The sequence below is a fragment of the Lautropia mirabilis genome, from assembly GCF_900637555.1.
GTDB classification, from domain to species: domain Bacteria; phylum Pseudomonadota; class Gammaproteobacteria; order Burkholderiales; family Burkholderiaceae_E; genus Lautropia; species Lautropia mirabilis.
Genome location: NZ_LR134378.1, coordinates 438,675 through 455,450, shown reverse-complemented (window position 1 = coordinate 455,450; position 16,776 = coordinate 438,675). Strand labels below are relative to the sequence as shown.

General features: G+C 65.4%; 9 protein-coding genes. 2 read left to right on the top strand and 7 right to left on the bottom strand.

Translation table 11 applies throughout. The annotated features are described in order from the left end of the window. Window positions 1-6: 6 nt before the first annotated feature. Entirely contained in the window at window positions 7-798 is a 792-nt protein-coding gene (locus EL249_RS01825) for an epoxyqueuosine reductase QueH (protein ID WP_005674717.1), read from the bottom strand. A 277-nt stretch (window positions 799-1,075) separates the two neighbouring features. Here EL249_RS01825 and EL249_RS01820 point away from each other — a divergent pair, with 277 nt between their 5' ends. Beyond that, window positions 1,076-2,464, top strand: coding sequence for an efflux RND transporter periplasmic adaptor subunit (locus EL249_RS01820; protein ID WP_005674719.1), 1,389 nt, complete (start codon window positions 1,076-1,078; stop codon window positions 2,462-2,464). Beyond that, window positions 2,461-5,517: an efflux RND transporter permease subunit gene (locus EL249_RS01815; RefSeq protein WP_005674721.1), complete on the top strand. Its 3,057-nt coding sequence runs from the start codon at window positions 2,461-2,463 to the stop codon at window positions 5,515-5,517. Before EL249_RS01820 ends, EL249_RS01815 begins: the two co-directional genes overlap by 4 nt. Before the next feature lie 227 nt (window positions 5,518-5,744). On the opposite strand, the gene EL249_RS01810 is transcribed toward EL249_RS01815, so the two are convergent. The 6 genes from EL249_RS01810 to EL249_RS01785 form a co-directional block, all read right to left on the bottom strand. Further along, window positions 5,745-7,778, bottom strand: a complete 2,034-nt coding sequence (locus tag EL249_RS01810; RefSeq protein WP_005674723.1) for a BCCT family transporter — start codon at window positions 7,776-7,778, stop codon at window positions 5,745-5,747. A 358-nt stretch (window positions 7,779-8,136) separates the two neighbouring features. Further along, window positions 8,137-8,460 carry a DUF2149 domain-containing protein gene (locus EL249_RS01805; protein ID WP_005674724.1) on the bottom strand — a complete coding sequence of 108 codons (324 nt, stop codon included), beginning with the start codon at window positions 8,458-8,460 and terminating at the stop codon, window positions 8,137-8,139. Then, complete coding sequence (locus tag EL249_RS01800) at window positions 8,457-8,960, bottom strand: MotA/TolQ/ExbB proton channel family protein (RefSeq protein ID WP_005674725.1); 504 nt, start codon at window positions 8,958-8,960, stop codon at window positions 8,457-8,459. The genes EL249_RS01805 and EL249_RS01800 overlap by 4 nt, the downstream gene beginning before the upstream one ends. A gap of 45 nt (window positions 8,961-9,005) precedes the next feature. Continuing rightward, window positions 9,006-13,442: a cobaltochelatase subunit CobN gene (locus EL249_RS01795; protein ID WP_232002028.1), complete on the bottom strand. Its 4,437-nt coding sequence runs from the start codon at window positions 13,440-13,442 to the stop codon at window positions 9,006-9,008. Between the two features lie 150 nt (window positions 13,443-13,592). Further along, window positions 13,593-15,503: a TonB-dependent receptor plug domain-containing protein gene (locus EL249_RS01790; RefSeq protein WP_005674729.1), complete on the bottom strand. Its 1,911-nt coding sequence runs from the start codon at window positions 15,501-15,503 to the stop codon at window positions 13,593-13,595. Window positions 15,504-16,012: 509 nt separating this feature from the next. Further along, window positions 16,013-16,732, bottom strand: coding sequence for a DUF937 domain-containing protein (locus tag EL249_RS01785; RefSeq protein ID WP_005674731.1), 720 nt, complete (start codon window positions 16,730-16,732; stop codon window positions 16,013-16,015). Window positions 16,733-16,776 lie beyond the last annotated feature (44 nt).

Genomic DNA, 16,776 nt, shown 5'->3' with positions numbered 1-16,776 from the left:
GGGGTATCAGTTATGGGTGGGCGGTTCGTGTTCGGAGCGCACGACCGAGGGCTTGTCGGCCAGCGCGGCGCGTTCGGCCTCCAGGTCGGGCTTCTCGCCCGGCGGCAGGCCGTAGTACAGCTCGCCGATCTGGATGCGCTCGCGGCCCTGCTCGACACGGTAGCGGTTGGTGTCGCGCAGCGAATACACGCAGCCGCAGTATTCCTGCTGATAGAAGTGCTCGGCCTTGGAAATCTCGATCATCCGGGCTGAACCGCCGCCCTTGCGCCAGTTGTAGTCCCAGTAGACCATGTCCGGATAGCGGGCGGCAGCGCGGTGGCCGCAGCCGTTGATCTGGTTCATGTCCTTCCAGCGCGAGATGCCCAGCGAGCTGGTGAACACCCGAAAGCCATGCTCGTGCGCATAGAGGGCGGTGCGCTCGAAGCGCATGTCGAAACAGACCGTGCAGCGCTCGCCGCGCTCGGGCTCGTGCTCCAGCCCCTTGACCCGCGTGAACCAGTTGTCCGAGTCATAGTCGGCATCAATGAAGATGATGCCGTGCTTCTGCGCGAAGCGGATGTTCTCTTCCTTGCGGATCTCGTATTCCCGCACCGGGTGGATGTTGGGGTTGTAGAAGAAGATGGTGAAGTCGATGCCGGCATCCACCAGCTTCTGCATGGGTTCGCCCGAGCAGGGGGCGCAGCACGAATGCAGCAGCACGCGGGTCTCGCCGTTGGGCAGCTGCAACGGTTGCTGTTGCTTGGGCGAGCGCTTGGTCTGGGCCTGGCGTTGCACGCCGGCCGTGGAAGAGTCGGGCATGGGAAACCTGTAAGGGGCGGGAAGAACGATAGAAAGAAGGCGCCAGCACAAAGGGGCATTGTACGGTTGCCCCCGAAATTGTGATAGCCCGCGCCGGGTCGGTGAAAGGGGTTTGCCGTTAGACTCGAAGGTTGCGCCCGATCATGCCGGACAGGGCGGCGTCTGCTGTCGCCATCGGTCCGTTGCGGTGTCGTCCGGGCGGGGCTGCCGAAAGTGCCCCTGTGGCACGGTATGGTCTGCTTCAGCCGTCATTCATCCTTTCTTCTCGTTGCTGTATATGTCGACTTCTGTGCGTATCTTTCTGGGGGGCTGCCTGCTGGTGCTGCTGGTGGTGGGAGGCCTGATGCTGATGCGGCCCGACCTGCTCATGTCGTCCGGGTCTCCTTCCGGCGGAAAGAGCGCATCGTCATCGCAGCAACCGTCCGCTCCGGAGGGTGATGCCAGCCAGGTGCGGCCTGCCATGGTGGTGACGGTGGCCCCGCCGAAGCGCGAGCTTCTGCCGGTGCAGGTGGTGGCCGATGGTGACGTGGTGGCCTGGCAGGAGGCCAGCATCGCGTCCGAATCCAATTCGTTGACGCTGGCCGAGGTGCTGGTCGATGTGGGGGACACGGTGAAGCGGGGGCAGGTGCTGGCGCGCTTCAACGGCAGGACCGTGGCCGAGGATGTGGCCCAGGCCAAGGCGTCGCTGGTGGAAGCGCAGGCCAATGCCGTGGAGGCGCGTGCCAACGCCGAACGTGCCCGCCGTCTGTTGCGCACGGACTCCATGAGCAAGCAGCAGGCGGACCAGTACTTCGCGGCCGACCGTTCGGCCCAGGCTCGGGTGCGTTCCGCTCAGGCTGCACTGGCGTCGCGCCGGCAGAACTGGCAGAACGTCGAGCTGCGGGCACCCGACGATGGCGTCATCTCGTCGCGCACGGCGACCGAAGGATCCGTGCCTGCAGCGGGCACCGAGCTGTTCAAGCTCATCCGGCAGGGACGGCTGGAATGGCAGGCCGAGCTGGGTGATGCCGATCTGATGAAGGTGAAGGCGGGCGATGCTGTCGTGGTGAATGCCGCCGATGGTCGCAAGGTGGCGGCCCGGGTGCGTGCGGTGGCACCTTCGGCAAACACCAAGACGCGCACCACGCTGGTCTATGTGGATGTGCCGGCCGGCCCCGGACTGTGGGCCGGCATGTTCGCGCACGGCACCTTCGAGCTGGGCCAGAGCCCGGGGCTGACGGTGCCGCTGGATGCGGTGGTTTCCAGCGACGGTTTTCTCTATGTCTATCGCCTCAAGCCTGACAACCATGTTGAGCGGGTGCGGGTGACCACCGGACGCCAGGCCGCCGACCGGATCGAGGTGATGCCGGCCCGCGGCGAGCAGCTGTCCGAAAGTGATCGCCTGGTGGTGGAAGGGGCTGCCTTCCTGTCCGATGCCGACCTGGTTCGGGTAGTGAGCAAGCCAGCCGTCGGGGAAGGTGCGTCCGATGGTTCGTCAGCAAACAGTCAATCGACGGGCAATGACGTCGGTTCGGGAAGCACTGACGTGAAGGCGGATGATGCCGCCGGGCGTGCTGCACCAGAGACCACTGGCAGGGCACCGGCTGACAAGGTCTCGGGCAGCGCCGCATTCGGGGTGCGTGTGTCCATGCGCAACACGGTGTGGTCGGCACGGGAGGCAGCATGAATTTCTCGTCCTGGTCGATCCGCAACCCGATTGCGGTGATCCTGCTGTTCCTGGCGCTGACGATTGCGGGTCTGGTGAGCTTCGGGAAGATGCGGATCCAGAACATGCCGGACATGGATTACCCGGTGGTGACCGTCTCGGCGTCGCTGGACGGGGCCACGCCCGACCAGCTGGAAAACGACGTGGCGCGAAAGATCGAGAACGCGCTGGTGGACCTGCAGGGCATACGTCACATGTCTTCCACGCTGGGTGACGGGACCGTCTCCCTGATGGTGCAGTTCGAGGTGGACAAGCCCATTCAGGAGGCGCTGGACCAGGTGCGCTCCAAGGTGCAGGGCGTGCGTGCCGACCTGCCCAGCGCGCTGCCTGAACCGGTGGTGGACAAGGTGGAGCTGGCCAGCCAGCCGGTGCTGGCCTATGCCATCCAGTCCGACCGGATGGACATCCAGGAACTGTCCTGGTTTGTGGACAATGACCTCAACCGCATGTTGCTGGGTCTGAAGGGCGTGGGCAAGGTGACACGCGTGGGCGGCGTGACACGCCAGGTGCATGTCGATCTGGATCCGACCCGGCTGCGGGCGCTGGGGCTGACGGTGGGAGCCATTTCCGAGCAGCTGCGCAACAACCAGATCGAGAGTGCGGGTGGCCATGCCGACATCGCCGGGGGCAAGCAGCCCACGCGGGTACTGGCGCGTGTGAAGTCGGCCGAGCAGCTGAAGAAGGTGCAGATCACCAGCGGCGATGGCCGACGGCTCATGCTGGGCGATCTCGGTACCGTCTCCGACACCATCGAGGAGCCGACCACCTCGGCCTGGCTGGATGGCAAGGAGATCGTGGGCTTCGAGATCAGCCGCAGTCGTGGCGAAAGCGAAGTGGACGTGGGGCGGCGCGTGCGCGAGATGGCGCAGAAGCTGCAACAGGACCGTCCGTATCTGAAGCTGACCGAAACGATGGATCTGGCCACGCCGGCGCAGGAGAGCTTCAACAACACGATGCACACCCTCTATGAGGGGGCCCTGCTGGCCGTCGTCGTGGTCTGGTTCTTCCTGCGAAACTGGCGTGCCACCTTCCTGGCAGCCGTGGCGCTGCCCATGTCGGTGTTGCCAGCCTTCATGGGCATGCATCTGCTCGATTTCACGCTCAACGGTGTTTCCCTGCTGGCGCTGACGCTGGTGATCGGCGTGCTGGTCGATGATGCGATCGTGGAGATCGAGAACATCGAACGACATCTGGAAATGGGCAAGACGCCCTACCAGGCTGCCATGGAGGCTGCCGACGAGATCGGTCTGGCGGTGATCGCCACCACCTTCACGCTGATTGCCGTGTTCCTGCCCACGGCCTTCATGACGGGTCTTGTGGGGCGCTTCTTCAAGCAGTTCGGCTGGACGGCCGCCATTGCGGTGTTTGCGTCGCTGGTGGTGGCGCGGATGCTCACGCCCATGATGGCCGCCTACATGCTGGCCCCACGCCAGGGGCGGGAAGAAGGGCAGGATCCGCGCTGGCTGCGCACCTATCTGCGTCTGGTTCGCTGGGTGCTGGCGCACCGGCGGCAGACCGCCGTCTATGCAGTGCTGTTCTTCGTGGGGTCGCTGGTCCTGGCCTCGCATCTGCCATCGGCGTTCATGCCGCCAGATGATTATGAGCAGACGCAGGTGACGCTGACGCTGGGGCCGGGTGCCACGTTGCAGCAGACCGAGCAGGCCGCCGAGACGGCGCGACAGCAGCTGGCGAAGCTGCCGCACATCGCACGGATATATACCGCCATCGGCGCGGGCTCGGGCAATCAGTTCTCGGGCCTGACCTCCACCAACTATGCCGCATTGACGGTCACGCTGGCGCCGCGTGCGGAACGCCCGAAGAAGACGGAAATCGAGCAATCGATGCGAAAGGCTCTGGAGGACATGCCGGGCATGCGGGTGAGCGTGGGCATGGAAGGAAGTTCGGGCGCGAAATATGAATTTGTCGTCTCGGGCAGTGATGGCGCACGCCTGACCTCGGCAGCCCGGGACATCGAGCGCGACCTGCGCCGCATCAGGGGGGTGGGCAACATCACGTCATCGGCCAACCTGGTGCGCACCGAAGTGATCGTGCGGCCCGATGCGGCCAAGGCCGCGGCGCTGGGCATCACGCCGCAGGCCATCAGCGATGCGCTGCGTCTGGCCACCCAGGGCGATTATGAGCAAATGCTGCCCAAGCTGAACCTGGAGGCACGACAGGTACCCATCGTGGTGCGGCTGGCCAGGCCGGCACGCGAAAGCCTGGATGCCCTGCGGCGCATCGTGATTGCAGGGGCCAGTGATCCGGTCATGCTGGGCCAGGTGGCCACGCTGGAGCTGGGTGGGGGGCCGGCCATCATTTCCCGTCGTGACCGTGACCGGAACATCACCTTCACCATCGAGCTGGGTGACCAGGACCTGGGCAGCATCGAGCAGCAGGTGATGAACCTGCCTTCCATCAAGCAGCTGCCGGAGGGCGTGAAGATCGAGCAGTCAGGGGATGCCGAACTGATGACCGACATGTTCAGCGACTTTGCCATGGCCATGCTGGCTGGCGTGCTGTGCATCTGGATGGTGCTGGTGCTGCTCTTCAAGAGCTTCCTGCATCCGGTCACCATCCTGTCGGCACTGCCACTGGCGTTGGGGGGCTCCTTCATTGCCCTGCTGCTGGGGCGCTACGACATGTCCATGCCGGCGTTGATCGGGCTGATCATGCTGATGGGCATCGTCACCAAGAACTCGATCCTGCTGGTGGAATACGCCATCATGGCGCGGCGCGAGCATGGCATGGATCGCTGGCATGCACTGATGGATGCCTGCCACAAGCGGGCACGACCCATCATCATGACCACCGTGGCCATGGGGGCCGGCATGCTGCCGGTCATCATCGGATCGCCTTCCACCGACACAACATTCACGGCCCCCATGGGCATGGCCGTGCTGGGCGGCCTCATCACCTCCACGGCGCTGAGCCTGCTGGTGGTGCCGGCCGTCTTCACCTACATCGACGATTTCGGTCAGTGGGTGGCACGGCTGTGGCATCGCAAGCAGGCCTGATGCGTGTCCGGGCGCAGCGCATCGTGCTGCAGCCCGGCACTGCGCATCTGAGCCGCGCTGGCATCCGAGCGGTGCTGTGCATCTGCATGGAACGACGCAGCGTATCCGAGCGGTACCGGGCATCAGGCCACGCAGCGGCTTTCCAGAAATAGAAAGGGGCGCCACAAAGGCGCCCCCAGGTACCGCAGGCCGAGGAAGGGCTCCTCGGCCGATTCGTCAGACGGGCCTCATTCGGCCAGGTCCGTCTGCTCGTGGGACATCAGCTCCTGACCGACGCCGCCCAGCAGGCTGAGGTAGCGCTCATACTGCTTCAGCATGTCGGCAATCAGCTCGTTGTGGTCCATGTACTGCACGTCATAGCCGGTACGCCCGTCGAAGAAGTAGGTGTACGGCTCATAGGTGACGCTGTGCTGGATGTGCGGCAGATGCTCGTCGTTGATCAGCTGCTCGGACACTTCACGCTTGACCGACTTGATGCCGTACATGAAGTCACGCAGGGACTCCTTCTGGATGACCAGTTCCACGGCCGGTTCGGGCTGGTCGAATAGGTTGTTGACCTGCACGGTCAGACCGTACTTGCTGGTGAGTTCCTGACGCAGCTCGCGCATGGCGGGCAGGGCCGTGTGCTTCAGGAAGCGCAGGATGTCCTCTTCCTGGGTCTGGTTCATCATCTGTTCCAGACGCGCGTGCCAGTTCTTGCCGGACCAGAAGACGCTGGACGGATGCACCTTGGCGGAGAAGTACTGGCGGTCGGCGTTCAGGCCTTTCCACAGGCTGAAGCACATCAGCAGCATCAGCATGGCAAAGGGCAGGGCCACGATCAGCGTCATGGTCTGCAGGTTGCCCAGGCCGCCTTCGCGCATCAGCACCACGGCCACGACCGACATCAGCACGCCCCACATGATGGCCTGCCAGCGAGGCGAGCTCAGGCTCTTGTCGCGCGAGGCGATGTTGTTGAGCACATAGATGCCCGAGTCGGCCGAGGTGACGAAGAAGAGCGCGATCACCGCCAGGCTGACGATGCCCGTGATCGCCGGCATGGGCAGGAACTCCAGGAACTTGAAGAGCAGCTTCTCGGGCGTGCCCGTCATGCTGCCCAGCACGCCGGCAGCGCCGTGCGCGTCCATCCAGATGGCGGTGTTGCCGAACACGGTGAACCACAGCACGCCAAACAGCGACGGGATGACCAGCACACCGAAGATGAATTCACGGATGGTGCGGCCGCGCGAGATGCGGGCGATGAACAGGCCCACGAACGGCGCCCACGAGCACCACCAGGCCCAGTACAGGATGGTCCAGCCGGTGAACCACTCGGTGTGCTCATGCTCGTAGGTGTAGGTCTTGAAGCTGAGCTGCAGGATGTTGCTGGCATAGGTGCCGATGTTGTCACTGAAGGCGGCCAGCAGGTGCAGCGTGGGGCCCGTGGCCAGCACGAACACCAGCAGTGCGATGGCCAGACACAGGTTGATCTCGCTGAGCAGCTTCACGCCCTTGCCGACGCCCGAGATGGCCGAGGTGACGGCCAGCGCCATGACCACGGCGATGACGACGATGCGCAGGGTGAAGGTGTTCTCGCTGATCCAGCCCAGCTGTTCCAGACCGGCGCCCATCTGGGTGGCGCCAAAGCCCAGCGTGGTGATGATGCCGAACAGCGTGGCCAGCAGGGCCATGATGTCGATGGCATCGCCCAGGCGGCCGTTGATGCGCTCCTTGAAGAGCGGATAGAAGCAGGAACGCAGTGCCAGCGGCAGCTTGTAGCGGAAGCCGAAATAGGCCAGTGCCAGGGCGATCATGCCGTACACGCCCCAGGCGTGGATGCCCCAGTGGAACATCGAATGCAGCAGCGCCTGCTGCTCGCGCTGCTCGGGGGCCCCGACCGTGATGTCGGACAGATAGTGGGACAGCGGTTCGGCCACGCCGAAGAACATCAGGCCCACGCCCATGCCGGCCGCAAAGAGCATGGCCAGCCAGGACAGCACGCCGAATTCGGGCTCTTCCTCGTCATTGCCCAGCTTGATGCTGCCCAGGCTACTGACGGAGAGGATCACCAGAAAGCAGATGAAGATGGAAAACGCCAGGACATAGAACCAGCTGAAGTGGTTGAAGATGCCGGCCTTGGTGGCATCCAGCAGGACCTGGGTTTTCTCGGGGGCGATGAGGATCATGGCGACCAGCGCCACGACGAACAGCAGCGTCACCGAAATGACGAAAGGATTGAATGACGAACGTTTTTCGATGAATGCAGGCAAAGACAAATTCATCCTCCTCCTGAAAGGCAGGGCCAGGGCAGGCGCACCAGCGGGGCGTGGGCGCGAATGTGCTGCGCGTGAATGCGCGGCGGGCGACAGGGGAAAGCGAAGTCGCCGGATGCTGCGGGGAAGCCGGGAAGTCCTGAAAAAGTTGCGCCGCGATGAATTCATCCGAAGGATGCATTCATTGCAGGAGGCTGTTCGGATCTATCCCGGCATGACTGACGCACGATGCGTGGCTGCGTCAGGCTTCCGTGAGAGTGCCCTAGGCTATTTGATGGAAATTGGCGAAACCGTGTTGCCTGTTGCTTCGCCGGGCAGCCCACGATTATAGCAGCTCTCGAAATGCGGAATTGAATGGCCCTGATGTTCAGTCTTCCGGAACGTAGACCATGCTGCCGTCCTTCATGCGGTAGGCAACGCCAGCTTTGGTTCCGTGGCCTTCACCGATCTTGCCCTGTGACTGATAGCGTTCCAGTTTTTCAGGGTTTTTCACCAGGATTTCCATGTTTGGCTGGCCCGCATTGCGAATGACGGTGAGCGTGTCGGACGAGAAGGGGTTGACCGGACTGTTGGCCACGGCCAGCAGCAGAGCCGCAATGATGACCAAAAAGACGTCGATCAAATTGACAACTGACAGGATCGGGTCGTCATCTTCCAGGTCTTCGAGCAGACGTGATTTTCCGGATTTCATTTCTGTGAATCTCCGGTGCGCTTGCGTTGCACGGCCAGCAGGTCCTGGGCATACCAGCGCCGGCGGACATGGACGGTCGCGTAGGTGATGGCGGCAGCAATCAGCGCAAGGATGACGGCCGAGAACGCGACGGTGAGACTGCGCGACATGTCGGCAAACTGACCATCTGCCAAAGATTGAAGCGCCGGTCCCATGGGGATCATGGTGGCCACCAGGCCCAGCATCGGTGCCACGCGCGAGACGATGCGCGCGCGTTCCATGCGCTTCAGGGCCAGTGCTTCCAGCTCGTCGTCGGTCAGGCTGGTGTCGCGCGCGTGAGCCAGCAGCAGCTCGTGGCCTTCCAGACTGCCCAGTCGCCTGGCGCGGCTGCGCTGGTGCGCCTGCATCAGGAAGGCGCCCAGTGCATGAAAGGCGTAGCCGAACAGGAGGAGGACGGCCAGCAGCACTGGGCCAAGGAACAATTGGCTGATGCCGTAAAGAAGCTGTTCAAGAGAGGACATGGTCTTTTCGGTGAAATGAGTGACGGGTGCAGGGAGTCGTGTTCATCAGGCGTCCCAGGCGCGACGCTTCTGATGCCGCGCACCCGACAGGATCAGAAGCATGATGCCCAGTGCGCCCAGCCAGTGCAGCCAGGACGAGTCGTCGGTGGGCGTCGGTGGCTGGGTGTCGGTCTGCTTGACGGGTTCCAGGCGTTGACCGCGCACCGTTTCGACCGGTCTGGCCGGTTGCGGAGGCGGTTGCTGGGGCGGCTCGGCGGGTGGCGCGCTTGTCTGGCTGCTTGGGGGCGTGGCAGGCGCGGTGGCGGCAGCGGGCTGGCTGGGGGCCTGCAGGCCAAAGCCGGGCGCGTTGCTGGCGGCTGATGGTGCATCGGCTGGAGCCTGGGGGGCTGCTTTCGGCGCGGTGCCGGTACCGTTCTGCACATAGGCCATGAAGCGCGCATTCTCGGAACGGACCCCGAAGCGCTGGGCCAGATCCTGCCAGCGTTCCTTCAGTTCGGTGAGTGTCTGCGCATCGGTCTGCCAGTAGCCCTGGCGGGCAGCTTCCAGCATGCGCTCGATGGTCTGGGCCAGTGCGTGCGGGTTGTGCTGCTCGAACCAGTCCTTCAGGCCCAGCTGGTGCTTGTCGCGCACATACACGTCCACCATTTCCTGCCACTGGTCGTCGCGCACGATCTCGCGGGCAACGGCGGTCCAGCCCCACAGGTTGTTGGTGGCGTCCAGCACTTCCAGGGTGCCGGCATAGCCTTCGGCCATCAGGCCCTGGATGTAGCCGGGGTGGAACTGGCGGGTGGCCAGCTCCCGCGACAGGAACTGGCTGGCGCGCTCCACACGGCCGCTGCCCGGGGTGCGCAGGTTGCTGATGTAGAGCTCGGGTGCCTTGCCGTCCAGGTGGCGCACGGCCAGGCCGATGCCACCCAGGTATTGGAATGGATCGTCGGTGGTGAGCATGCCGTACAGGTTGGACGAGCGTGACAGAACGGCGCCCTCGGTGCCGCGCAGCTGCTCGGCGTAGAGGTTCAGCGCTTCGGCGGGGGCCCCCGGGGCGTTGGCTGTTGTGCTGGCAGCTGTACCGTCGGGGCTGGCGCCGGGGGCTGCTGCCGTGCTGCCGCCTGATGCGGCCTGGGCGCTGCCACCGGTCGGCTGGGACATGATGTCGGCCAGACGCTTGCCCCAGCGGCGGGGATCAGGGCCGTAGGCGTACTGCATGCGTGACAGGTAGAGGCGGGCCAGCTTGTGGTCGCCTTCCTCCTTGCCCTCCCAGGTGTCGGTGGCCAGGGCTGCATCGTCCAGGCCCGATCCATAGAGGCCCTGCTCGGACGAGAAGATGCGGGTCTGGGCCGCGTCACGGGCGCTGTCCTCGTCCAGACCACGCTCTTTCAGCAGGGCCCGGATGCGGGCGGTATGGGTGGCGACCGCGTTGTCGGGCTCACGATCGGCTTCGGCAGCCAGCTGGGCTGCACGGGCCAGTTGCTGGATGGCGTTGGGGAAGTGGTCGCGGTACAGGCCGGTGGCCGAGAGCACCACGTCCACGCGCGGGCGGCCCAGCTGTTCGCGCGGCACGAGCTTCACGTCGATGACGCGACCGCCTTCATCCCAGATGGGTTCCACGCCCATCAGCCACAGGGCCTGGGCCTCCAGCAGGCCCTGGTGGCGCATGGTCTCCACCGACCACAGCGACACGGCCAGCTTGGCCGGTGTCCTGCCATGCTGCTGGCGGTGGGCGGCGATGAGTTTCTCGGCGGCCTGCTTGCCGGCTTCCCAGGCGTGGCGGGTGGGCACGCGGGAAGGGTCAAAGCCATAGAGGTTGCGACCGGTGGGCAGGGCGTCGGGGTTGCGCACCGGATCCCCCCCGTAGGCGGTGGGGCGGTAGCGTCCCTGCAGGGCAGCGATGAGCCCCAGGGTCTCGCCGCCGGCATCCAGCGCCTGCCACCACTGGCGCGCTTGGGCGAGATGCGCCTGCAGGGGCTCGGGCAGCTCGCGCAGATCGGCGTCAGGCTGCAGGTAGCGCTTGAGCAGCCGGTAGGGTGAGGTGTCGATCATCTGCTGGTAGTCGACGGCCAGGGTCTCGTCCAGTTCGGTCTGCGGTTCGCCCATGTGGCGGGCGGCCGCTTCCAGGAAAGGCTTGCCCAGCATCATCATCACGGTGGCCAGCCGGTGCTCTTCCTGGGCGTTCTGCCCGAAGGTGTGCAGGCCCACGGGCTGGATGGTCTCGGCCAGCTCGTGCAGGTGGGCGTGCAGCGTGTCGAGGAACGCGGCGAAATCGGTGCGGGCGCGTTCTTCGGTCCATTCCAGGTCGGCCAGCAGGCGTTCCTGTTTTGCGCGAGCCAGGATATCGGTCCTGATCTGGTCCTTGACGGCGCCTTCTTCCTGCGAGAGCCACTGGTGCAGCAGGTCGTGCAGCTCGGTCAGTCGCTGGTGCAGGCCGGCCGGGCGCAGTGGCGGGGTCTGGTGGCTGACGGTGACGGCGCGGCCACGGCGACGGGCCTGGGTGGCTTCACCGACGTTGTCGACGATATAGGGGTAGATGACCGGGATGTTGCCGATGGCCAGCATCGGTGGATCGTAGACGGACAGTCCGCGCTCCTTGCCGGGCAGCCATTCCTGGGTACCGTGGGTGCCGAAGTGGATCAGGGCGTCATGCGCAGCGCCCTCGCGGACCCACAGGTAGGTGGCCAGGTAGGTGTGCGGGGGCAGGGCGTCGGCACGGGTGGAGTGGTAGAGGGCCTTCTCGCGGTCGATGTTGCCATCGGGGCCGGGTTCGGCGCGGCCGGGTTGCGGCAGGATGGCCAGCTTGCCCAGTTGCAGACGCGGGATGGCAAAGACGGGTTCGCCCTGCCAGTCGACGACGCTGAGGGTACGCGCCGGATCACCCCAGCGGGTCAGCAGGGCCTGGCGGGTGGCTTCGGGCAGGGTGTCCAGCCATTGGCGGTAGCGTGCCAGCGGCAGCGGTGCGGCCAGACCATCCGCCAGCAGCTGCTTCAGCAGGGCCGGGCGTTCGTGGCTGTAGGCCGGGGCCAGCAGGCGTTGCAGTCGCGTGATGAGTTCTTCCTCGGGCGGAAGGGGCGGGATGTCGTAGCCGGCCTCGCGCAGGGCGTCGGCGGTGCTGCCCAGGCTGCGCGGGATGTTCATGTACGAGGACGACAGGTTCTTTTCGCCGGCGGGATAGTTCCAGAACATCAGCGCCAGTTGCTGCTGGCCGGCGGGCTTGCGCTGCAGCCGTGCCAGGGCCAGGGCACGGTCAGCCACGGCCTGGGCCTGGGCAGGGATGGCCACCACGTCGTCGTGGGGCTTGCGGGTGGCGGCGGAGATCTGGATGTCGGTGATGCCGGCGTATTCGGGCTGGGCCAGGAAGAAGGGCACTTCCATCATCGACAGGCCCTGGGCGTCAGCCTGCCAGGCTGCGGCATCACCATGGCGGTAGCGGTTGGCCTGGATGACCGGCAGGCCCAGTTCCGTGAATTCGCTTCGCCGTCCCTCGGCGTTGAGCATGATCTGGGTGTTGATGATCACGTCGGCCAGGGGCGGCTGGTTTTCATCGGGGCGCAGCAGCTGGCGCAGGCTGCCCTTGGGCAGCATGCGGTCGAAGATGGGCATGGCGATGGCGCCCTGCTTCTCGATGCGTGCCACCAGGTCGTCGATCATGCCGGTCTCGATGCTGTCCAGGTACTGACGGTGCATCAGGATGGCGATGGTGGGCGGGCGTTGGTCGGTCACGCCGCGCCAGCGCAGGAAGGCGGGCACGTCGGGAAACACCAGGTCCGGGGCCTGGGGGTGATAGACGCCCACCTGCGGGATCTCCAGCGGCGGTGGCAGGTCGGCCGGTGCGGGCTGGTGGTCCATGGCGCTGGCCAGCAGCCGGAAGAAGCCTTCAAAGTTGCGGGCACCGCCGTTGACGTAGTAGGCCACCAGCGGCTTTGCCTGTGCATCGGTGAAGCCCTGCCAGGCGGGGCGCTGGGCGCTCAGCCAGATGAAGGGCGTCTGCAGCTCGGTCAGCGCGCGGCCCAGGTGGGCACGCACGTCCTGCTCCAGCGGTGATTCGATGAACACGGCGTCATAGCCGCGAAAGACTTCGGGGCCACTCTGCGCGGGGATGCTGTCCAGATAGCGGCCTTCCACGGCCAGTCCGTGCGGGGCGGCCAGCTGTTCCAGGTGATGGAACTTGCCGCGAGGAACGTTGTGGGTGGCCACGAACAGCAGGCGGCGGCGTTCGGATGGTGTGCTGTCCGATGGAGGGGCCTGGTGGGTGCCATCGGCTGCGGTGCCCGCGTTGGCGTTGGGGGGAGGCTGGAGCGGGGGCTGGGAAGCCGCTGGGGAGGAAGATGGGGTGTTCGTTGCCTCTGTCGTGGCGTGAGCGGGCAGGATGCTCAGGCAGGACAGCAGCAGAAACAGCAGGATCGGAAGCAGGAGGCGTTCCTGCGCTGCCCGCGTCATCACGCTGGCGGCATGAACGGTTTCAGGACGGGGGCGTTTGATGCTGCGCATGGACATCATCCGTAAGAAAGAAAGGTCGCCAGGAAAAGGAAAGGGCATCGGACCGCCTGTCGCGTGTTCAGGCGGTCTGATGCAGGGCCCGTGCCGGGGCACGGGCGTGACGTGGAAAGCTGTGCTGCTTTGGTGAAGGCGGGTATCGCCTCAGAATTCGATCTGCAGCTGCGTGAACCAGGTTCGGCCCCGAATGGCATAACCGAAGTCCGGCGATTTCTCGGCCAGCCGAAGGTTGCCCAGGTTGTCCAGGCCGACGCGCCAGCTGACATGCGGGTTGATCTTCTGACCGATGCTGGCGTCGGTGAGCGTGTAGCCGGGAAGATGGGTATTGGCGGTGACCCGCTGCCGGCCGGTGTAACGGGCACCCACCCGCAGATCGAAGCCCCACGGTGCTTCCCAGCGCAGGCGCGAATGCACGACGTTGCGTGGGCGGTTGACGAGTTCCGTGCCGTTGCCGTCACGGGTGTGCAACAGTGTCACATCGTTGTTCCAGTGCAGGTTGGGTGTGATGTCCCAGCCCAGCCCCAGCTCGGCCCCACGGATGCGGGCACGGTTGACGTTGTCGTACTGATAGAAATTGCGGATACCCTGCTGACGCAGCAGACGCAGGTAGATCAGATCCTTGACCTTGTTCTGGAACAGCGTGCCGCGCAGGGACAGGGGGCCGATCCGGTAGTCGGCGGCCAGCTCGAAGGAACGCGAGGTCTCGGGCCGGATGTTGTCGTTTCCGTAGAAGGTGTGCGGTCCTTCGGCACCGACGTAGTTCGAGGAAATCTGCTTCAGCGTGGGCGCCTTGAAGGCCTCGCCATAGCCTCCCTTGATGGTCAGCTCGGGCGTGGCCTGCCATACCAGATAGGCACGCGGACTGGTTTCGTTGCCGAAGATCTCGTGGTGGTCCAGGCGCACGCCCAGGGTGGCCATCAGGCTGGAGCCGAGACTGATCTCGTCTTGCAGGAACAGCGCGTGGTGATCGGCGCTGTCACGCCCGTTGCGCAGGCCGGCATTGATCAGGGTCTCGCGCCGCGCCTCGACGCCGGCTGCCAGATGGTGCCCGTCCATCCGGTGTGACACGGAGCCGTCGTACACCACGTCACGCATGTCCTGCAGGCGGGTGGGCGTGACGCCGTTGGTGCGGTAGTTGCGCACCTCAATGGCGCTGCGATAGGCGCGCAGCTGGGCCTGGGTCTGGCCGAAGCTGCCGTTCCACTGGGCATGGGTCTGTTCACGATCCAGCTTGTAGAGGTTCTGGTAACGCACGCCGCGCACGCTGGTGTCGTTGTAGAACCGATCTTCGCGCCCCTGGCGCCAGCCTGCCTCGAAGCGGTGCTGGGGATTGAGCGTGTAGCGGGCGGTGATGCCGGCATTGCCGGGGCGCCGACCCTCGATTTCGCTGAGAGTCCTGTCGGGCGTGGCGATGCTGCCCACGTGGCCCTTCTCGCCGTCAAGGCGCAGCGCCAGGTTCTCGCCGAGGGGGCCTGCGGCGTAGATGGACGCCTTGCTGCCGGTGCCGCCGCGCTGGTGGTCGGAGGCGCGCTGTGCGGAGAGGGTGATGGCGCCTTCCCATTTGTCGGTGGGCCAGCGGGTGATGACGTTGACCACGCCGCCCAGGGCCTCGGAACCATACAGTGCCGACAGCGGACCACGGATCACTTCCACGCGTTCCACGGCCGACATCGGCACCCAGCCATACTGGTAGTCGGAGTGCCCAACTACGTCATCGGTGGCGGAGATGCGTCGGCCGTCGACCAGCATCAGGGTGTGGGCATCGTTCATGCCACGCAGGCTGAAGGTCTTGCGTCCGCCCGCTTGTCTGGGCGCGAGGGAAAGGCCCGGGGTGTCCTGGACGGCATCGAGCAGATCATCACTGGCACGATTCTGGATGTGCTCCCGGTCGATCACCGTGACCGAGGCCGGGGCGGTGACGGCGTCTTCCTCGTGTCCGGTGGCCGTGACGGTGACGGCGGGCAGGCGGGCGGCCAGCAGCAAGGTCCGGTGTTGTGTCGTCCGGAACGGAGGCTGATCCTTGGAGAGGCGGGCAGGTTGGGTGGTGCCGACCATGGCCGTGCTGCTGGCCAGGGGGACACGGGCAAGGGCCGGTGTCCCGTCGGATCGGGGCTGGGTCTGGGCGTGCAGGCTGGTGCATGCCAGCAGAACAGCCAGGGCCAGGGGATGGCGTGGGGCAGGGTATCGCATGACGGGTCTTGTCTCTGTGTGCTTTTGCGGTGTGCCGGCAGGGCTGTCACAGGCATCATGCGGCCAGCCTGTCATCCATCCGGCATGCAGGCCGATGAGCCTGCAATGTCCTGTCTGTGGTGCCGGGCGGACGATGGCTGGAATCAGCGCACCTCACGGAGGGCACCAGACCTCATTTTCATAGTAGTAATGAGAATATATTAGATTATAAGTCAATAGATTCTTGGCGCCTTGACCCGAAAAGTGAACACCAGCCTGACAAGGCCGGTGTTCAGGTCGAATTTCAGGCCGGCGTCAAGGCCGGCCAGGTGGATAGTCGGGATGTGCGGCCGCCCGGGCGGCCGCAGGGGCCTGTATCGGTCCCGGAGGGTGAATCAGCGCTTGCCGCCCAGCAGGCTGCTGCCCAGCTTCACCAGGTCGTTCATGTCCAGCTTGCCGTCACCGTTCTGGTCCAGCAGGCTGGCCAGCGCGCCGCCAGCGCCCTGGTTGTTCAGCTGCTGGCGCTCATTGGCCAGGGCCTGGTCCAGTTGCTGCGTGCCGTTGCCACCCTGCAGGAAGCGCTGGCTGAGAAAGGACATGACGATGGGCAGCAGCATGCCCAGCAGATTGCCAGCACCCTGCGTGCCCAGGCCGGTGGACTGGCCCAGCCCTTCGGCGGCGCGGGCCGAGCCCTGGTTGCCGAAGACGGTGGCGAGCAGGTCGCCGGCGTTGCCGGCGGAAGTGCTGCTGGCCGTGTTGCCCGCAGACTGGCCGCCGCCCAGCACGCTGCCCACCAGCCCGCCCAGGGCACCGGCCAGGCCGCCGCCGGCCGCGTTGCCCGAGCCGCCCAGCAGGCCGCCGAGGATGTCGCCCAGGCTGCCGGCCTGGCTGCCCCCCTGGCCACCGCCCAGGGCCCCCAGCATCGAGGCGATGCCGGCCGCGCCCTGACCGCCCTGCTGGGCCTGGTTGCCCAGGGCTCCCATCATCAGCGGCAGGGCCTGGCTGACGGCCGAGCTGGCCTGTTCGGTGCTGGTGCCCAGTTGCTGGGCGATCTTCTGCATGGGCTCACCCTGCAGTTGGGAAAACAGTTGCTGGCTGAGACTCTGGTCGCTCATGAGGACTCCTGTATGTCTGTTGGGTCTGCTTGGTCTGTTGGAGA